A 15,832-nucleotide genomic window follows, 5' to 3' on the forward strand; every position below is an offset into this window, starting at 1 on the left:
CGGCGGGACGGCGTCAGTGCACCGACATGCCGCCGTCGACGAAGACCGCCTGCCCGGTGATGTAGCCGGACGCCGGGCCCGCCAGGAAGACCGCCGCCCCCGCGAAGTCCTCGGCCAGGCCGTTGCGCCCGATCAGCGTGCGCTCGGCGAGGGCGGCCACCTTCTGCGGATCCGACGACAGCCGCGCGTTGAGCGGTGTCATGACGAAACCCGGCACCAGCACGTTGCACGTGACGCCGCGCGGCGACCACGCCTCGGCCTGCGACCGCGCCAGCGACTCCAGGCCGCCCTTGGAGGCCCCGTAGGCACCGCTCTGGACGAACGCCCGGTGCGCCTGCTGGGAGCTGATGTGCAGGATCCGCCCGTAGCCGCGCTCCGCCATGCCCGGGCCGAAGCGCTGGCCCAGCAGGAACGGCGCGTCCAGGTTGACGGCCATCGTGAGGTCCCAGACGTCCTCGGTGAGTTCGTCCATGGGCGGGCGCACGTTGATCCCGGCGCTGTTGACGAGGATGTCCGGTTCCCCGAACGCCTCGACGGCCCGCTCGGCGGCCGTCCGCACACCCTCGCGCGAACTCAGGTCCGCGCCGACCCACGCGGCGCGGCAGCCCTCGGCCGTCAGCTCCCCGACCGTCTCGGTCAGTCCCGCCTCGCCACGGGCCACGACCACCACGCTCGCCCCGGCGCGCGCGAGGGCACCGGTGATGGCGCGGCCGATGCCGGAACTGCCGCCCGTGACCACCGCCGTCCGGCCGTGCAGGGAGAACAACTCGGAGAGATAAGCCTGGGTGGCCGGCGTGGCTGCTGTCGACATGACGAGCACTCTAGAACGGCCCGTCGAAGCGACGTTGGCCGCGTGCGGCCGGTGGCTCACGGGCGTGCTCCGGATCACATGGCCTGGATCGAGTGCCCGGCCCGGGCGATGTCCGCACCCATGGGCGACGGAGCGGGGCCGGATGCGAGGATGAGGCGCCCAACCTGCGCCGCCGCACACAGCCCGCGCTCACGCCATGTGCCTCGGCGGAGGCGGCAGCCGGGGAACGCGGCACCCTGACCGTGCCCGGCGCCCGCGTCGACCACGGGCCGGACAGCGGGCACTACCTGCACGAGGAGCACGTCGAGGGACGATCCGGCCGCCGCGCGACGGGATGCACCGTGTCAGGCGGGCGTGACCTCGACCGGCAGCTTCTTGATGCCGTTGACGAAGTTGGAGCGCACCCGCGGCACCTCGCCCGCCAGGCGGATGTCCGCCAGGCGCGGGATCAGTTCCTCGAACATGATGCGGATCTCGGTGCGCGCGAGGAGGTTGCCCAGGCACAGATGAGGGCTGCCCTTGCCGAAGGTGACGTGGTCGTTGTCCGTCCGTGTGACGTCGAAGTCGTACGGGTCGCCGAAGACCTCCTCGTCGCGGTTGCCGGAGGCGAACCACATCACCACCTTGTCCCCCTCCCTGATCCGCTTGCCGCCCAGCTCGGCGTCGCGCGTGGCGGTGCGGCGGAAGTGGTAGACCGGGGAGGCCCAGCGCAGGAACTCCTCCACCGCGCCCGGGATCAGCGCGGGGTCCTCCTGGAGACGGGCCAGCTGCTCGGGGTGCTGGATGAGAGCCAGCATGGAGTGGGAGATGGTGTGGCGGGTCGTCTCGTTGCCGGCGACGACCAGGAGCAGGAAGTAGTTGTCGAAGTCCTGCGGGGAGAGCGGGACCCCGTCCCGGGGTGTGGTGTTGACCAGGCGGGAGATCAGGTCCGTGCCGTCGCCGCCCCGGCGCCGCCGCGCCAGCTCCCGTCCGTACTCGAAGACCTCCAGCGACGCGGGGGAGCGGAAGGGCAGGTCGCGGTACTGCTCGCTCTCCTCGCTGTGCAGCAGGACGTCCGCGTAGTCGGGATCGGTGTGGCCGATGATGCGGTTGCCCCAGTCGATGAGCTTCTGGTTGTCCTCCGGGGGCACGTCCAGCAGCCGGGCGAGGACGTTGATCGGGAAGTCCGCCGAGACGTCGGCCACGAAGTCGAAACGGCCCTTGGCGAGGGCGGCGTCGAGGGTCCGCGCGGTCAGGCCGCGCAGGAAGTCGGTGTAGCCGCTGATCACGTTCGCGCCGAACTGTCGCTGGATCAGGCTGCGCAGTGCCCGGTGCCGGACCCCGTCCAGTTCGAGGATCGAGGCGCGTTTCTTGATCTGGTCGTCGTCGACCTCTTCCAGGTTGACGAACTTCGTGGACGTGAAGGTCTCGGCGTCACGGTCGACCCGGACGATGTCCCGGTGCCGGGTCACCGCCCAGAAACCGGAGTTGGGCCCCTCCTCGGGCTGCCAGTGCACCGGGTCCTCGTGGCGCAGGGTGTGGAACATCCGCCAGGGCGTGACGCCGTCCGTGAAGCGGTCCAGGTCGGCGAGGTCCACGTCGGCCAGGGGCAGCGGCTCACGCACGGCGTCGGTCAGGGTCTCGGTCGTCATCGGCACAGCTCCTCGGCGTCACAGGTGGTAGGCGTACTCGGTGAACTCCCAGTCGGTGACGTGCCGGTGGAAGCGTTCGGCCTCGTCGCGCTTGTAGGAGAGGAAGGACGTGGTGAAGCCCTTGCCGAGCAGGCCGGTCAGGGCGGTGTCCGCCTCCAGCGCGTCGAGCGCGGCGGACAGGGTCTGCGGCAGGACCGCGGAGCGGGCGGTGTCGTAGCCGTACCCCTCCAGCGGCGTGGGCGGTTCCTCGCCGGCCAGGACGCCCAGCAGCGCGGCGGCCGTCGTCCCGGCGATCGCCAGATAGGGGTTGGCGCTCGCGTCGCCCAGCCGCAGTTCGAGCCGGGCGCCGCTGCCGCGCTCGGGCGGGATGCGCACCATGGCGCTGCGGTTGTCCAGTCCCCAGTCGATCAGCCAGGGCGCGAGGGTGTCCGGGCCGAAGCGTTTGTACGAGTTGATCGTGGGGTTGAGCAACGCGGCCAGGGCGGGCGCGTGGGCGAGGATGCCGGCGACGGCGTGCCGGGCGGTGGCGGACAGGCCGTAGGGGCCCGACGGGTCGTCGAAGGTGTTGCGGCCCTCGGCGTCGTCGCAGGAGAGGTGGAGGTGGAAGCCCGAGCCGCCCGCGTCGTTGAAGGGCTTGGCCATGAAGGTGGCCAGTCTGCCTTCCTTGCGGGCCAGCTCCTTGATCGCAGCCTTGAAGCGGAAGGCCCGGTCGGCGGCCGACGCGGCGTCGGAGTGCGCCAGGTTGATCTCGATCTGGCCGCCGTCGAACTCGTGGTTGCCGCTGATCGCCCCGACGCCGAGATCGCGCACGTGGCGCAGGGTGCGCAGCAGGTGGTTGGCCGGGTCGGCGCGCAGCCCGGCCGTGTAGACGACCCCGGGGTCGGGTGCGTAGCGGCGCCAGCCGCCGGCCGGGTCCGGTTCGCACAGGAAGTACTCCAGCTCGGGTCCGACCACCGGCCGCAGCCCGTGCTCGGCGCACCCGGCGAGGACGGCGCGCAACAGGTCGCGGGGTGACTCCGGCGCGGGTGCGCCGGTCGCCGGGTCGACGACCTCCCCCAGGCAGACGGCCACCCCCGGCTCCCAGGGCAGCGGCACCAGCGTGCCGAGGTCCGGGCGGACGCAGATGTCGGGCAGCCCCGCGTCGAGGCCGCCGCTGACCGGGACCACGTCGCCCTGCGGGCTGGTGTGGTAGACGGCCCGGCAGAACGCGAGACCGTGCTCACAGGCCCGGGGCAGCTCCTCCAGCAGCACGTCACGCGCCCGGTCGGTGCCGATGAGGTCGGGATAGGTCACCCGGACCACGTCGATGCCGTCGCGGGCGAGCCGCTCCATGTGGCGGCGGACTTCTTCAAGGTCGTGAGCGCTCACCGTTGTCTCCTCGGGCGGACGTCGGGACACCTCCGGGGACCAGGGGCCGGGGAGGCGGGTGGCGTGGGGAACGAGCTGTCGGGCGCGGCGGAGCCAGGGACCGCCCGGAGCTTTGTTTGATGCCAAACGGTAGGGGTGGGTGAAGGGTGCCGCAAGGGGGTGGGGGCAAGAATTTATCCATCCGGATAGCTATTGACCAGACCCCTGCCCCTGCCTACCTTGTTTGAAGCCAAACGAGTTCGGGGTCGCGGTGACCGCACCCCGTTGGCCGGGGCCCGGCCCGTTCCGGCCGGGCCCCTTTCACCCCGCTTCGACGCCCTCACATTCAGGAGGACCGGCCATGAAGGTCGTCGTCGACATGAACAAGTGCCAGGACCACGGCCAGTGCGTCTTCGCGGCCCCCGACGTCTTCCGGATGGACGACGACGGCCGCCTTGCCTACGTACCCGACCCCGACGACGCCCTGCGCGACGAGGTCGAGGAGGCGGCGGACGTCTGCCCGCTCCAGGCCATCCGGATCGAGGACTGACATGAGTGGGCGCATCGTCGTCGCCGGCGCCTCCCTGGGCGGACTCCGGGCCGCCGAGCAGCTCCGCGCCGCGGGCTGGGCCGGCCGCATCACGGTGATCGGTGACGAGCCGCACCGGCCGTACAACCGGCCCCCGCTGTCCAAGGAGGTCCTCGCGGGCAAGGCGTCCTTCGCCTCGCTCGCCTTCACGCCGAAGCCGGTCGCGGCCGATGTGGAGTGGCGGCTGGGCACGAGAGTCACCGCGGCCCGGCTCGCCGGGCGGACCGTCGAACTCCACGACGGCTCGGTCCTCTCCTACGACGGTCTGGTCGTCGCCACCGGGACGCGGCCCCGGCGGCTGCGCTGCCCCGGGCCGGTCGAGGGCCGCCACACGGTCCGGACGATCGACGACGCCCGGGTCCTGCGCGACGCGCTGACCCGGCCCAGCGTGCGCGTGGTCGTGGTCGGCGCCGGGTTCATCGGCTGCGAGGTCGCCGCGACGGCCGTCGGGCTCGGTGCGGCCGAGGTGACCGTCGTCGATCCGCTGCCGTTGCCGATGGCCGGGCCGCTCGGAGAGACGCTCGCGCGTGTGCTGCTCACGCGGCACCAGGAGCGCGGGGTCCGTTTCGTGCTGGGTTCGGGTGTGACCGGGTTCGAGGGGGACCACCGTGTCACCGGTGTCGTGGTGAGCGACGGGTCCGTGCTCCCCGCCGATGTGGTGGTGGAGTCCGTGGGCTCGGTTCCCAACACCGAGTGGCTGGACGGCAACGGGCTGGACCTGAGCGACGGGGTCCTCACCGATCGGCACCTGCGGGCAGGAGGCCGACCGGAGGTCGTCGCGGTCGGCGATGTCGCCCGCTTCCCGAACGCCCGCTACGACGGTGTGCCGCGGCGGGTCGAGCACTGGTCCGTGCCGGGCGACTCGGCCAGGCACGCCGCGAAGGTGCTGGTCGGGGGTGACGCCGGCGTGGCGCCCTTCGCTCCGCTGCCCACCTTCTGGAGCGACCAGCACGACTTCCGGTTGCAGTCCTTCGGCGCGCCCGCTCTGGGGCTCGGTGATGTCCGGGTCCTGGACGGTGACACCTCCGGGGACGTGCTGGTCGGTTACCACAGCGACGGACGTCTGGTCGGCATCGTCGCGCTCGGACGGTCTTCCGTCGTCCGTGCCGCGGCCCGGTACCGCGCCGAACTCCTGAAGCAGCCCGCCCCCACCCCGTAAGGAGCCCTCTCGTGACCGGTCTTCGTGGTTACTTCCACCCCAAGACGGCGACGGGCGCGTCGTCGCTGATTCCTTCCCCGCCCTGGCGTTACTCCGGTGACCTGTTGACGGTCGAGTACCGCACCGACCCGGCGCGGGTGCGTGAACTGCTCCCCGAGCCGCTGGAGTTGGCCGAGGAGGATCCGGGGGCGGTCGCTCTGATCTGGGCGGACTGGCAGTCCTGCTCGGGGTCGGGGGAGGAACTGCTGGATCCGGTGCGCTCCCAGTACAAGGAGGCGTTCGCGGTGGTGCGGTGCCGGTACCGGGGGCGGACGTACTCGCGGTGCGTGTACATCTGGGTGGACAAGGACTTCGCGATCGCGCGCGGGCTGCATCAGGGGTATCCGAAGAAGCTGGGCTCCATTCATCAGACGCGACCGCATCCCTACGGGCCTGCGCCGCGGATCGAGGCCGGGGCTCGGTTCGGGGCGACGTTGGCGGCTGCGGATCGGCGTCTTGCCCAGGCCGTGGTGACGCTGCGGGGGCCTTCCGGGAGCGGCGGGTTCGTCAATGCGCATCCCATGGCGCATCACCGGTGGCTGCCGTCGATCGAGGGCACGGGACTGGCTCTCGACGAGCTGGTCGAGTCCGGGGCCGCGTCCTTCGAGGGCGGTCAGCCGTGGGTCGGTGACGCGGAGTTGGAGTTGTTCGAGGCGCCGACCGAGGAACTGGCCCGCCTGGAGATCCGGGAGCCGATCGCCGCGTACTACCGCCAGGTCGGCGTGGTCTGGGACGGCGGCCGGCTGCTGGAGGCCGGTAGGTCGGGGGCGTCCGCCGAGTGATGCGGGCGGGCGGGTGCGGATTCGTCGTGGTTGTTCGCGCAGTTCCCCGCGCCCCCGAGAGCACGAACCCGCCCCCTGATGAACAAAGGAGCTCATTTCATGCTTGACAAGATCACCGTCGCCGGCGTCGCCGTCGACACCCGGCACTGGATCGGCGGCCGGCGTGTCGCCTCCGCCGGTACCTTCACCGACCACTCGCCGATCGACGGCAGTGTGCTGGGAGAGATCGCCCGGGGCGGTCCCGCCGAGGCCGAGGCCGCCGTCGCCGCCGCCCGGGACGCATTTCCCGGCTGGGCCGCCACCCCGCGCAGCGAACGCGCCCGCGTCCTGCACGCCATCGCCGACGGTGTCGAGAAGAGGATCGAGGAGCTGGCGATCGTCGAGACCACCGACAACGGTGCGCTGCTGCGGTCGCACCGGCGGGGCGTGATGCCCCGCGTCGCCCACAACTTCCGCTTCTTCGCCGACTGGTTGCTCACTCTCGGCCACGAGGACTTCGAGACGCGCGGGCACACGAACCACGTCTCGTGGGACCCGGCCGGCCCCTGCGTGCTGATCACCCCGTGGAACGCGCCCCTGATGCTGGCCACCTGGAAGGTCGCCCCGGCCCTGGCCGCCGGTGACACCGTGGTACTCAAGCCCGCCGAGTGGTCGCCGCTGACCGCCTCCCTGCTGGCGGACATCGCCGCCGAGGCGGGGCTGCCCGCGGGTGTCCTCAACGTCGTCCAGGGCCATGGCTCCGAGGTCGGCGACGCCCTCACCTCGCATCCGGACGTGCGCCGCATCAGTTTCACCGGCTCGGTGCCGACGGCCCGGCGCATCGCCGCCTCGGCAGCCGCGAACCTCACCCCGCTGAGCCTCGAACTCGGCGGCAAGTCACCGCTGCTGGTCTTCGCCGACGCCGATCTCGACCTGGCCGTAGACCTGGCCGTCGAGCAGTACGACAACGCCGGCCAGGTGTGTCTCGCGGGCACCCGGCTGCTCGTCGAGGAGCCGGTCGCCGAGAAGTTCACCCGGCGGTTCGTGGAGAAGGCGTCCGCCCTCGCCCAGGGCGATCCCCGCGACGAGGCCACCGACATCGGGCCCACCATCCACCCCCGCCAGCTGGAGAAGATCGACGGGTTCGTGCGGCGGGCCGTCGCGGCCGGGGCGCGGGCGGTCGTCGGCGGGCATCGCAAGGACGGGCAGTACTACGCGCCGACGCTCCTCACCGGCGTCGCCCAGAACTCCGAGATCGTGCAGGAGGAGGTCTTCGGGCCGGTCCTGACCCTCCAGACCTTCGCCGGCGAGGACGAGGCCGTCCGGCTCGCCAACGACACCCGCTTCGGGCTGGCCGCCACCGTCGTCACCGGCGACCGGGAGCGCGCCGAACGGGTCAGCGGGCAGCTGGTCGCGGGGACCGTCTGGGTCAACTGCTTCTTCGTGCGCGACCTCCAGGCGCCCTTCGGCGGCTCCCGGCAGTCCGGTGTCGGACGTGAGGGCGGCACCTGGAGCTTCGACTTCTACTGCGACCTGAAGAACACCGTCACCGCACCGAAGGGATGGAAGGACCATGGGTGAGATCGTCGGGGCCGGGCTGCTCGCCCACGTACCCACCATCGTGCTGCCCGAGGAGGAGCGGCTGGAGCTGAACTCGGGCAAGGAGATCACCCTCGTCACCGGGCTCCGGGAGCTCCGCAGGGACGTCTTCGAGCGGGACGACTACGACACCGTGGTCGTGCTCGACTCCCACTGGGCGACCACCGTCGAGTTCGTCGTGACCGCGCAGCAGCGGCGCGCGGGGCTCTTCACCTCCGAGGAGCTGCCGCGCGGCATGTGCCGGATGCCGTACGACTTCCCGGGCGACCCCGAACTCGCCCACAACGTGGCGAAGTTCGCGGACAAGCACGGCACCTGGATCACCCCGATCGACGACGAGTACCTACCGATCTACTACGCCACCACCAACCTCTGGACGTACCTGGGCGAGGGCCTGCCCGACAAGCGGTGGATCACCATCGGGGTCTGCCAGACCGGCGACATGGAGGACCACCTCAGGCTCGGGCGGGCGCTCGCAGACGGTATCGCCGCGACCCCCGGGCGACGGGTGCTGCTCATCGCCTCCGGCGCCCTCTCGCACACCTTCTGGCCGCTGCGCGAACTGCGTGACCACGAGGCCAGTGACCCCGTGCACATCCGTACGCCCGAGGCCCGCGAGGCGGACCTGGAACGCATCGCCTGGTTCAAGGAGGGCCGGCACGACAAGGTCCTCGACACCATGGACGCGTTCTGGAAGCACAAGCCCGAGGCGAAGTTCTTCCACTACCTGATGATGGCCGGTGCCCTCGGCGAGCAGGGCTGCGTCGCCCCGGCCCGGCAGTACGGCGAGTACGAGAACTCCGTCGGCACCGGCCAGGTCCACCTCTGGTTCGACCGCCCGGCCGACGGCTGGACCGCAGACCACACCCCCGCGCAGGAGTCCGCCCATGCCTGAGTACCGCCGCATCCTCCTCGACGGCGCCGCCGTCCAGGTCACCGTCGACGGTGACGAGCTCGTCGCCGGGGACGGCCGCCGCGTCAAGGCCGGGGACGCGCGGCATCTGCCGCCCGCCGTGCCGTCCAAGGTCATCGCCGTTCACCTCAACCACCGCAGCCGGGTCGACGAGTTCCAAATCGGTCTTCCCGATACCCCGACCTACTTCCACAAGCCGGTCTCCGCCCTCAACGCCCACCAGGGCGCGATCGTCCGGCCCGAGGGCTGCAAGTGGCTGAACTACGAGGGCGAGGTCGCCATCGTCATCGGCAGGACGGCGCGGAACATCTCGCCGGCCGAGGCGGGGGAGTACATCGCCGGCTACACCATCGCCAACGACTACGGGCTGCACGACTTCCGCGACACGGACGCCGGCTCCATGCTCCGGGTCAAGGGCTCCGACACCCTCTGCCCGCTCGGCCCCGGGCTGGTCACCGACTGGGACTTCCACGGCAAGCGGCTGCGGACCTACGTCAACGGACAGGTCGCGCAGGACGGTTCGACCGACGAGATGACGTGGGACATGCACTACCTCGTCGCCGACATCGCCCGCACCATCACGCTGCACCCCCAAGACGTCCTGCTGTCCGGGACACCGGCCAACTCGCGTCCCGTCCAGCCCGGGGACGTCGTGGAGGTGGAGGTCGAGGGGCTCGGACGGCTCACCAACCACATCGTGACCGGGCCGACCGCCATCCGTACGGACGTGGGCGCCCAGCCCACCGAGTCGGAGGAGGTGCTGTCGACCGCACTGGGCGGCGACTGGGAGTTCCGTGGCATCCGGCCACCGCGTCGCTGACGCGGGCTCCGGCCGCCGTGCGGGGGAGCGGAGCGCCCCGGGTAGGGTCACGGACATGACCGAGCCCGCCGGCCGCCGCCCCCGCAAGCGCGTGCACTACGGCACGGGCCGCGAGGCACTGCTGGAGGCCGCCGTGCGGGTCGTGGCCCGGGGCGGGCTGCGCCGGCTCACCTACCGGGCGGTCGCGGAGGAGGCCGGTGTCACCCACGGACTGGTCGTGCACCACTTCGGCTCCCGTGACGCTCTGATCGAAGAGGCCCTCACCCACGCCATCCGGTCCTCCCTGAGCAGCAGCGCCCTCGAACCGGGCACGGGCGAGGCCGCCGACTTCTCGGTGGGCCTGACGGACATGGTGGAGTCCGGCCCCGACCTTCAGGCGTTCCAGTACGAACTGCTGCTGGAGTCCCGGCGCCGCCCCGAGCTCCTGGCCCACCTGCGGTCGCTGTACGCCGAGTACTTCGACGCGACCCGGCGCGAGCTCACCCAGATGCTGCCCGGCCCGGTGGACGAGGGCCTGTCCCGGATGGTCTTCGCCACGCTGGAGGGACTCGTCCTGCACCAGCTGGTCTTCGGCGAGCGCGAGGTCATCGAGGACGCCCTCGACGAACTGCGCTCGGTGCTGCGGCTGCTCGCCGACAAGCGCGACGGCGAGGCCTGATCTTCCCGGCCGCCGGCTGATCTTCCGGCCGCGACCTTCCGGCCGGAGGCCCTGGAATTCCCCGCTCCGCACCCCTTGCCAAACGGATAGTTCCGCCCCACGATGAGGCAACTCGTTTGGCCTGAAACGATCCGTCCTCCCTCAGGCAGGTGATCCGCGTGGACAGTCAGACGGTCTCCCGGCACACGGCGACCCCGGACGCGCCCACCGCAGGCACGCTCAAGCCCAACGCCCTCGGCGTCCTGGGCATCCTCTTCTTCGTCCTGTCCGCCCAGGCCCCGCTGACCGGCATCGCCGGCGCGGCCCCCATCGCAGTGGCGCTCGGCAACGGGCCCGGCGTGCCCGCCGCCTATCTGGTGGCGGGCCTGGTGATCCTGCTGTTCTCGGTGGGCTTCGTCGCCATGGGCCGCCACGTCGTGGACGCGGGCGCCTTCTACACCTACATCGGCAAGGGCCTCGGCCGGACCACCGGCACCGGCAGCGCGGGCCTCGCGCTCTTCGCGTACTGCACCATCCAGGCCGCCATGTACGGCCTCTACGGCTCCATCGTGAGCGGCCTGGTCGCGAGCCACACCGGCCTCGATCTGCCGTGGTGGGTCTGGGCGCTGGCCACCATGGCCGTCGTGCAGGCCCTCGGGGCGGCCGGCGTCGAGATGGGCGCCAAGGTGCTGGCCGTCCTCGTCCTCGCGGAGTTCAGCATCCTGTCGGTCTTCGCCCTGGTCACCCTCGTCAAGGGCGGCGGACCCGAGGGACTCGGCCTCGCCGGCAGCTTCTCCCCGTCCGCCGCCCTGGACGGCGCGCCCGGCGTGGCCGTGATGTTCGCCGTGGCGTCCATGTTCGGCTTCGAGGCCACCGCCATCTACGGCGAGGAGGCCCGCGAGCCCAGGAAGACCGTGCCGAGGGCCACCTATCTCGCGGTCGTCGTGGTCACCGGCTTCTTCGCCCTGGTCTCCTGGATGCTCATCTCCTCCTACGGCGCGTCCCAGGCCACCGCGGCAGCGGGCAAGGCCCTGGAGAGCGGTGACGGGGCCGGCTTCGTGTTCGCGCCCATCGCGGCCGACTTCGGCGGCTGGGTCGGCGACGTGCTGCCGGTCCTGCTCGCCACGTCCCTCTTCGCCGGCATCCTCACCTTCCACAACTCGGCCAACCGCTACCTGTTCTCCCTCGGCCGCGACCGGCTGCTGCCGCGCCGGCTGTGCGGGCTGAACCGCCGGCACGCGCCCTGGGCGGCCGGATGCGTCCAGACGGTCCTGGCCGTGCTGCTGGTGACGCCCTTCGCGCTGGCGGGCAAGGACCCGGTGCTGACGCTGTTCTCCTGGTTCAGCGGGGTCGCCGTCCTGGCGATGATGTTGCTGTACCTGCTGACCTCGGTGTCCGTCGTCGTCTTCTTCCGCCGCGAGCGCCTCGACGCCCGCCCCTGGAACACGCTGATCGCTCCCGCCCTGGGCGCGCTCGGCATCGCGGGGGCGATCTGGCTCATCCTGGCCAACTTCACCACCCTCATCGGCGGCGAACGCGGCACAGCCGTATGGCTCTCACTGTCTGTCCCGGTGGTCATGGCGCTGGGCGTCGTCGCCGCACGGGTGCGGGGGAGGGCCGTCGCGGCCGCCGAAGGCTGACCGCGCTCGTCGTGGTCCGCGGACCGTCACGCCCATATCGTTTGAGTTCAAAGGAGGTCCTCCATGCCGGCCGTCACCCACGACGAGTGGCTGCGCCGCGCCAAGGCGTTCCAGCTCTCCGGCGCCCACCACATCGCCGGCGCCGACGAGCCCGGGAGCGGGGCGACGTTCCCGGTCGTGTCACCGCGTGACGGCCGGGTCCTCGCCGAAGTCCCGGACGCGGGCACCGCCGAGGTGGACGCGGCCGTCGCCGCCGCCCGGCGGGCCTTCGACACCGGCCCGTGGCCGCGCCTGGCACCGGCCGAGCGCGGCCGGGCCCTGCTCCGCCTCGCCGGCCTGCTCGAAGAGCGGCGCGAGGAACTGGCGCTGACCGTGAGCCTGGAGATGGGCAAATCGATCACGGACGCCCACGACATCGAACTGCGCGCCGTCATCAGCACCTTCCGCTGGTACGGGCAGCTCGCGGACAAGCTCACCGACACCGCCCCGCACACCGCCCCGGACGCCCTCGCCCTGGTCACCCGGGAACCCGCCGGCGTGGTCGGGGCGGTCGTCCCCTGGAACTTCCCGCTGACCCTGGCCGGCTGGAAGATCGCCCCGGCACTGGCCGCCGGATGCACCGCCGTCCTCAAGCCCTCGGAGAACTCCCCCCTCTCCGCCCTGCTCCTCGGCCGCCTCGCCACCGAGGCCGGAATCCCGCCCGGCGTGCTCAACGTCGTCACCGGCGACGGCCCCGCCGCGGGCCGGGCCCTCGGCCTTCACCCCGACGTCGACGTCCTGGCGTTCACCGGCTCCACCGCCGTCGGCCGCCACTTCCTGCGCTACGCCGCCGACTCCAACCTCAAGCGCGTCTGGCTGGAACTCGGCGGCAAGTCGCCCAACATCGTCCTGCCTGACGCCCCCGACCTGGACCGGGCCGCCGCCACGGCCGCCTGGGGCATCTTCTTCAACCAGGGCGAGATGTGCACGGCCCCCTCACGGCTTCTCGTGCACGCCTCGATCGCCGAGCGCGTCACCGAGGCCGTGGTCCGGCGGGCCCGCGAGCTGAGGGTGGGCGACCCGCTCGACCCGGAGACGGAGATGGGCGCGCTGGCCGGCCGGGCACACCTGGACCGCGTACGCGACCACGTCCGGCACGGCGTCGACGAGGGCGCCCGGCTGCGCACCGGCGGCGAGCGCCTGCTCGCCGAGACGGGCGGGACGTATCTGGAGCCGACCGTCTTCGACCGCGTGGACCCCCGCTCGCGCCTGGCCCGCGAGGAGATCTTCGGTCCCGTCCTGTCCGTGCTCGCCTTCGACGACCTCGACGAGGCGGTCCGCCTGGCCAACGCCACCGAGTACGGCCTCGCCGCCGGCCTGTGGACCTCCGACCTGTCCACCGCCCACCGGGTCTCGCGCGCACTCAAGGCCGGGACGGTCTGGGTGAACTGCTACGAGGAGGGCGACCTGACCGTGCCCTTCGGCGGCATGAAGCAGTCCGGCAACGGGCGCGACAAGTCCGTCCACGCGCTGGAGAAGTACACCGAGCTCAAGACCACGTGGATCCAGCTGTGAGGCCGCTGATCGCGATACCCGCCCGGTTCTCCGCGCGGACCTCCGCCCTCCGCCACGCCGCCGAGGTCAACGCCCGCGCCCTGATCGAGGCTGTCTGGCGGGCCGGCGGCGAACCGGCGAGCATCCACCCCGCGGACACGGGAACCGCCGCCCGGCTCGCCCGCTTCGACGGCGTCCTGCTCCCCGGCGGCGGCGACCTCGCCCCCTCCCGCTACGGCGCCACCGAAACGCACGACACGGTCTACGACGTCGACCCCCTCCAGGACGCCTTCGACCTCGACGTCGCCCGCCACGCCCTGGAGTCGGGCCTGCCCCTGCTCGCGGTCTGCCGCGGCCTCCAGGCCGTCAACGTGGCCCTCGGCGGCACGCTGGAGCAGGACATGGGCGGGCCCGAACGCGATCACCGGCACCTCGTGCACCCCGTCACCCTGGAACCCGGCTCGGTCGTCGCCCGGGCCGCCGGCGTCGAGAAGACCGACGCCTCCTGCTATCACCACCAGCGCGTCGACCACCTGGGCGCGGGCCTGCGTGTCACGGCCCGGGCGGCGGGCGGTACCGTCGAGGCCCTCGAACTCCCGGGTGCCAGGGGCTGGTTCACCGCCGTCCAGTGGCACCCGGAGGACACCGCCCACGAGGACCCCGCCCAGCAGGGCCTGTTCGACGCACTCGTGCGAGCCGCGGCCCGATGAGCCGCGGCGGGGAGTCAGGCCCGGGGCCGCCGCCCGCTGCGCCGGGGCGCGGGCTCGGCGCCGCCCAGCAGGGACCGGCGCCGTTCCTCACCCCGCTCCTCGACCTGGAGCACCACACTGCGCAGCCCCTCGGCGAGGCTGCGGCACTCGGCGTCGCTGAGCCGGGCCGTCACGAACGCCTCCTCCTCGTTGAACGCCGGAAAGACCCGCTGCATGAACGCGTCGCCCTCCTCGGTGAGGCTCAGCAGCACCAGCCGCCCGTCGCTCGGATGGGCCGTCCGCCGCAACAGCCCCCGCGACTCCAGCGTGCGCGCCACACCCGTCAGCGTGCCCTTGGAGATCCCCGCCTCCTCCGCCACGTGCCGGGTCTCCGACTCGCCCCACACCCAGACCACCCACAGCACCACGAAGGCCGTCCAGGTCAGGTCCGAACCGCGCAACACCGAGTTCTCCAGGTGCTGCCGCACGGCGGACGCGGCCCGGTAGATGTTCGCCACCGCCGCCATCTGCTCCCGGCGGATCGGAACACCGCCGAGCTTCGCCGCTGCGAGCTTCTCGGCCTCGGTGATGGATCGGTGGCCCGGCACGGGCGGCTCCTTCGTCTGGTCGCGAGGCGTCACACCCGGGCGGCGCGTCCTCGCCGTCCGGTCGTTCGGACTCAAATTGTACGGAGACGAAAGGTAAACCCCACATGCCCACCCCTCCCCGCATGCTCCTCGTCCTCAGCGAGAACTGGACGCTGACCGGCGGCCGGGCCGACCTGCCCGCCGCCGTCCGCTGGGCCCGCGAGGCCGAGGACGCCGGCTTTGACGCCGTCATGGTCAGCGAGCACATCGTCCTCGGCCCCGACGCGGCCGCCGCCGGCATCATGGGCAACCCGCGCGACTACGCCCTCCCGGGCAACCAGGACCCGTACACCCCCTGGCCCAACTCCCTGCTGCTGCTCGCCGCCATCGCCTCCGTCACCTCCCGGCTGCGCCTGGCCGCCGCGGCCGTCCTCGCCCCGCTGCGCCACCCCCTGCTCCTCGCCCGCGAGCTCGGCACTCTCGACCTCCTCAGCCAGGGGCGTCTCGTCGTGCAGCCCACGGTCAGCTGGAGCAAGGACGAGTACGACGCCCTCGGCGTGCCCTTCGCCCGGCGCGGGCGGCTCCTCGACGAGCACCTGGAGATCTGGGCGAAGGCCTGGGGCCCGTCGCCGCTCTCCCACGACGGACCGCACTACCCCTTCCAGGACGTCTACTTCGAGCCCAAGGCGCACCACCCGGACGGCCCCCGGCTCTGGTTCGGCGGACAGCGGCTGCACGGGCCCGTCCTGCGCCGCCTCGTGCGGTACGGCCACGGCTTCCACCCCCTCGGCCGGCCCACAGCCGAGGACCTCCAGGCGCTCAAGGAGGCGATGACCGCCGCCGGACGGGACGTCGCCGACCTGGAGATGATCGGCGGCACCCGGGCCGTCTTCCCCGACGACCGTTCACCGGCCGACCTCGGTGCCGCGCTCTGCGTCATCCCCGAGCAACTGGAGCAGGGCTTCACCACGTTCTGCGTCAAGCCGAACCAGTTCATCGACGACCCCGACGGGGTGGGGGAGTTCTGCCGGGAGGTCATGCGGCGCGTGGCGAACCTGACGTCCTGACCGCCACGGC

General features: G+C 72.2%; 15 protein-coding genes. 11 read left to right on the top strand and 4 right to left on the bottom strand.

The window, feature by feature from the left end; genetic code table 11:
- Nucleotides 1-13: 13 nt before the first annotated feature.
- The 3 genes from ACFZDA_RS15585 to ACFZDA_RS15595 all read right to left on the bottom strand — a co-directional run bounded on the left by ACFZDA_RS15585 (nt 14) and on the right by ACFZDA_RS15595 (nt 3,810).
- Complete coding sequence (locus ACFZDA_RS15585) at nt 14-811, bottom strand: SDR family oxidoreductase (protein ID WP_391080659.1); 798 nt, start codon at nt 809-811, stop codon at nt 14-16.
- Nucleotides 812-1,155: 344 nt separating this feature from the next.
- Nucleotides 1,156-2,442, bottom strand: coding sequence for a cytochrome P450 (locus tag ACFZDA_RS15590; RefSeq protein ID WP_391080662.1), 1,287 nt, complete (start codon nt 2,440-2,442; stop codon nt 1,156-1,158).
- An 18-nt stretch (nt 2,443-2,460) separates the two neighbouring features.
- Complete coding sequence (locus ACFZDA_RS15595; RefSeq protein WP_391080665.1) at nt 2,461-3,810, bottom strand: glutamine synthetase family protein; 1,350 nt, start codon at nt 3,808-3,810, stop codon at nt 2,461-2,463.
- 340 nt (nt 3,811-4,150) lie between these two features.
- Here ACFZDA_RS15595 and ACFZDA_RS15600 point away from each other — a divergent pair, with 340 nt between their 5' ends.
- The 10 genes from ACFZDA_RS15600 (at nt 4,151) to ACFZDA_RS15645 (ending at nt 14,189) form a co-directional block, all read left to right on the top strand.
- A complete protein-coding gene (locus ACFZDA_RS15600) occupies nt 4,151-4,339 on the top strand; it encodes a ferredoxin (protein WP_059420853.1) in 189 nt (62 codons plus the stop codon).
- 1 nt (nt 4,340) lies between these two features.
- The gene (locus ACFZDA_RS15605) at nt 4,341-5,537 is read left to right on the top strand and encodes an FAD-dependent oxidoreductase (protein WP_391080669.1); all 1,197 of its coding nucleotides are present in this window, start codon (nt 4,341-4,343) and stop codon (nt 5,535-5,537) included.
- Nucleotides 5,538-5,548: 11 nt separating this feature from the next.
- Entirely contained in the window at nt 5,549-6,358 is an 810-nt protein-coding gene (locus ACFZDA_RS15610; protein WP_391080671.1) for an acetoacetate decarboxylase family protein, read from the top strand.
- A 99-nt stretch (nt 6,359-6,457) separates the two neighbouring features.
- Nucleotides 6,458-7,918: an aldehyde dehydrogenase family protein gene (locus ACFZDA_RS15615; protein WP_391080674.1), complete on the top strand. Its 1,461-nt coding sequence runs from the start codon at nt 6,458-6,460 to the stop codon at nt 7,916-7,918.
- Nucleotides 7,911-8,831: a 3,4-dihydroxyphenylacetate 2,3-dioxygenase gene (locus tag ACFZDA_RS15620; RefSeq protein ID WP_391080676.1), complete on the top strand. Its 921-nt coding sequence runs from the start codon at nt 7,911-7,913 to the stop codon at nt 8,829-8,831. Before ACFZDA_RS15615 ends, ACFZDA_RS15620 begins: the two co-directional genes overlap by 8 nt.
- A complete protein-coding gene (locus tag ACFZDA_RS15625; protein WP_391080679.1) occupies nt 8,824-9,669 on the top strand; it encodes a fumarylacetoacetate hydrolase family protein in 846 nt (281 codons plus the stop codon). Before ACFZDA_RS15620 ends, ACFZDA_RS15625 begins: the two co-directional genes overlap by 8 nt.
- 55 nt (nt 9,670-9,724) lie before the next feature.
- Nucleotides 9,725-10,327, top strand: coding sequence for a TetR family transcriptional regulator (locus ACFZDA_RS15630; protein WP_391080682.1), 603 nt, complete (start codon nt 9,725-9,727; stop codon nt 10,325-10,327).
- Nucleotides 10,328-10,485: 158 nt separating this feature from the next.
- Nucleotides 10,486-11,946 (top strand): amino acid permease, encoded by a 1,461-nt coding sequence (locus ACFZDA_RS15635; RefSeq protein WP_391080685.1) that lies wholly within the window; start codon nt 10,486-10,488, stop codon nt 11,944-11,946.
- Between the two features lie 63 nt (nt 11,947-12,009).
- Complete coding sequence (locus ACFZDA_RS15640) at nt 12,010-13,500, top strand: aldehyde dehydrogenase family protein (protein ID WP_391080687.1); 1,491 nt, start codon at nt 12,010-12,012, stop codon at nt 13,498-13,500.
- A complete protein-coding gene (locus ACFZDA_RS15645; RefSeq protein ID WP_391080690.1) occupies nt 13,497-14,189 on the top strand; it encodes a gamma-glutamyl-gamma-aminobutyrate hydrolase family protein in 693 nt (230 codons plus the stop codon). Before ACFZDA_RS15640 ends, ACFZDA_RS15645 begins: the two co-directional genes overlap by 4 nt.
- Before the next feature lie 14 nt (nt 14,190-14,203).
- Here the strand turns inward: ACFZDA_RS15645 and ACFZDA_RS15650 are convergent, their stop codons facing one another.
- A complete protein-coding gene (locus ACFZDA_RS15650; protein WP_391080694.1) occupies nt 14,204-14,776 on the bottom strand; it encodes a MarR family transcriptional regulator in 573 nt (190 codons plus the stop codon).
- A 104-nt stretch (nt 14,777-14,880) separates the two neighbouring features.
- Between ACFZDA_RS15650 and ACFZDA_RS15655 the strand changes: the two genes are divergently transcribed.
- Nucleotides 14,881-15,822, top strand: a complete 942-nt coding sequence (locus ACFZDA_RS15655; RefSeq protein ID WP_391080697.1) for a TIGR03619 family F420-dependent LLM class oxidoreductase — start codon at nt 14,881-14,883, stop codon at nt 15,820-15,822.
- Nucleotides 15,823-15,832 lie beyond the last annotated feature (10 nt).

Origin of the sequence: Streptomyces sp. NPDC007991 (assembly GCF_042958445.1) — a bacterium.
Classification (GTDB): domain Bacteria; phylum Actinomycetota; class Actinomycetes; order Streptomycetales; family Streptomycetaceae; genus Streptomyces.

What these genes read in the sequence shown, in the direction of transcription:
- ACFZDA_RS15585 (WP_391080659.1), bottom strand. Translation starts at nt 811, where the DNA reads ATGTCGACAGCAGCCACGCCGGCCACCCAGGCTTATCTCTCCGAGTTG.
- ACFZDA_RS15590 (WP_391080662.1), bottom strand. Translation starts at nt 2,442, where the DNA reads ATGACGACCGAGACCCTGACCGACGCCGTGCGTGAGCCGCTGCCCCTG.
- ACFZDA_RS15600 (WP_059420853.1), top strand. Translation starts at nt 4,151, where the DNA reads ATGAAGGTCGTCGTCGACATGAACAAGTGCCAGGACCACGGCCAGTGC.
- ACFZDA_RS15605 (WP_391080669.1), top strand. Translation starts at nt 4,341, where the DNA reads ATGAGTGGGCGCATCGTCGTCGCCGGCGCCTCCCTGGGCGGACTCCGG.
- ACFZDA_RS15615 (WP_391080674.1), top strand. Translation starts at nt 6,458, where the DNA reads ATGCTTGACAAGATCACCGTCGCCGGCGTCGCCGTCGACACCCGGCAC.
- ACFZDA_RS15620 (WP_391080676.1), top strand. Translation starts at nt 7,911, where the DNA reads ATGGGTGAGATCGTCGGGGCCGGGCTGCTCGCCCACGTACCCACCATC.
- ACFZDA_RS15625 (WP_391080679.1), top strand. Translation starts at nt 8,824, where the DNA reads ATGCCTGAGTACCGCCGCATCCTCCTCGACGGCGCCGCCGTCCAGGTC.
- ACFZDA_RS15630 (WP_391080682.1), top strand. Translation starts at nt 9,725, where the DNA reads ATGACCGAGCCCGCCGGCCGCCGCCCCCGCAAGCGCGTGCACTACGGC.
- ACFZDA_RS15640 (WP_391080687.1), top strand. Translation starts at nt 12,010, where the DNA reads ATGCCGGCCGTCACCCACGACGAGTGGCTGCGCCGCGCCAAGGCGTTC.
- ACFZDA_RS15655 (WP_391080697.1), top strand. Translation starts at nt 14,881, where the DNA reads ATGCCCACCCCTCCCCGCATGCTCCTCGTCCTCAGCGAGAACTGGACG.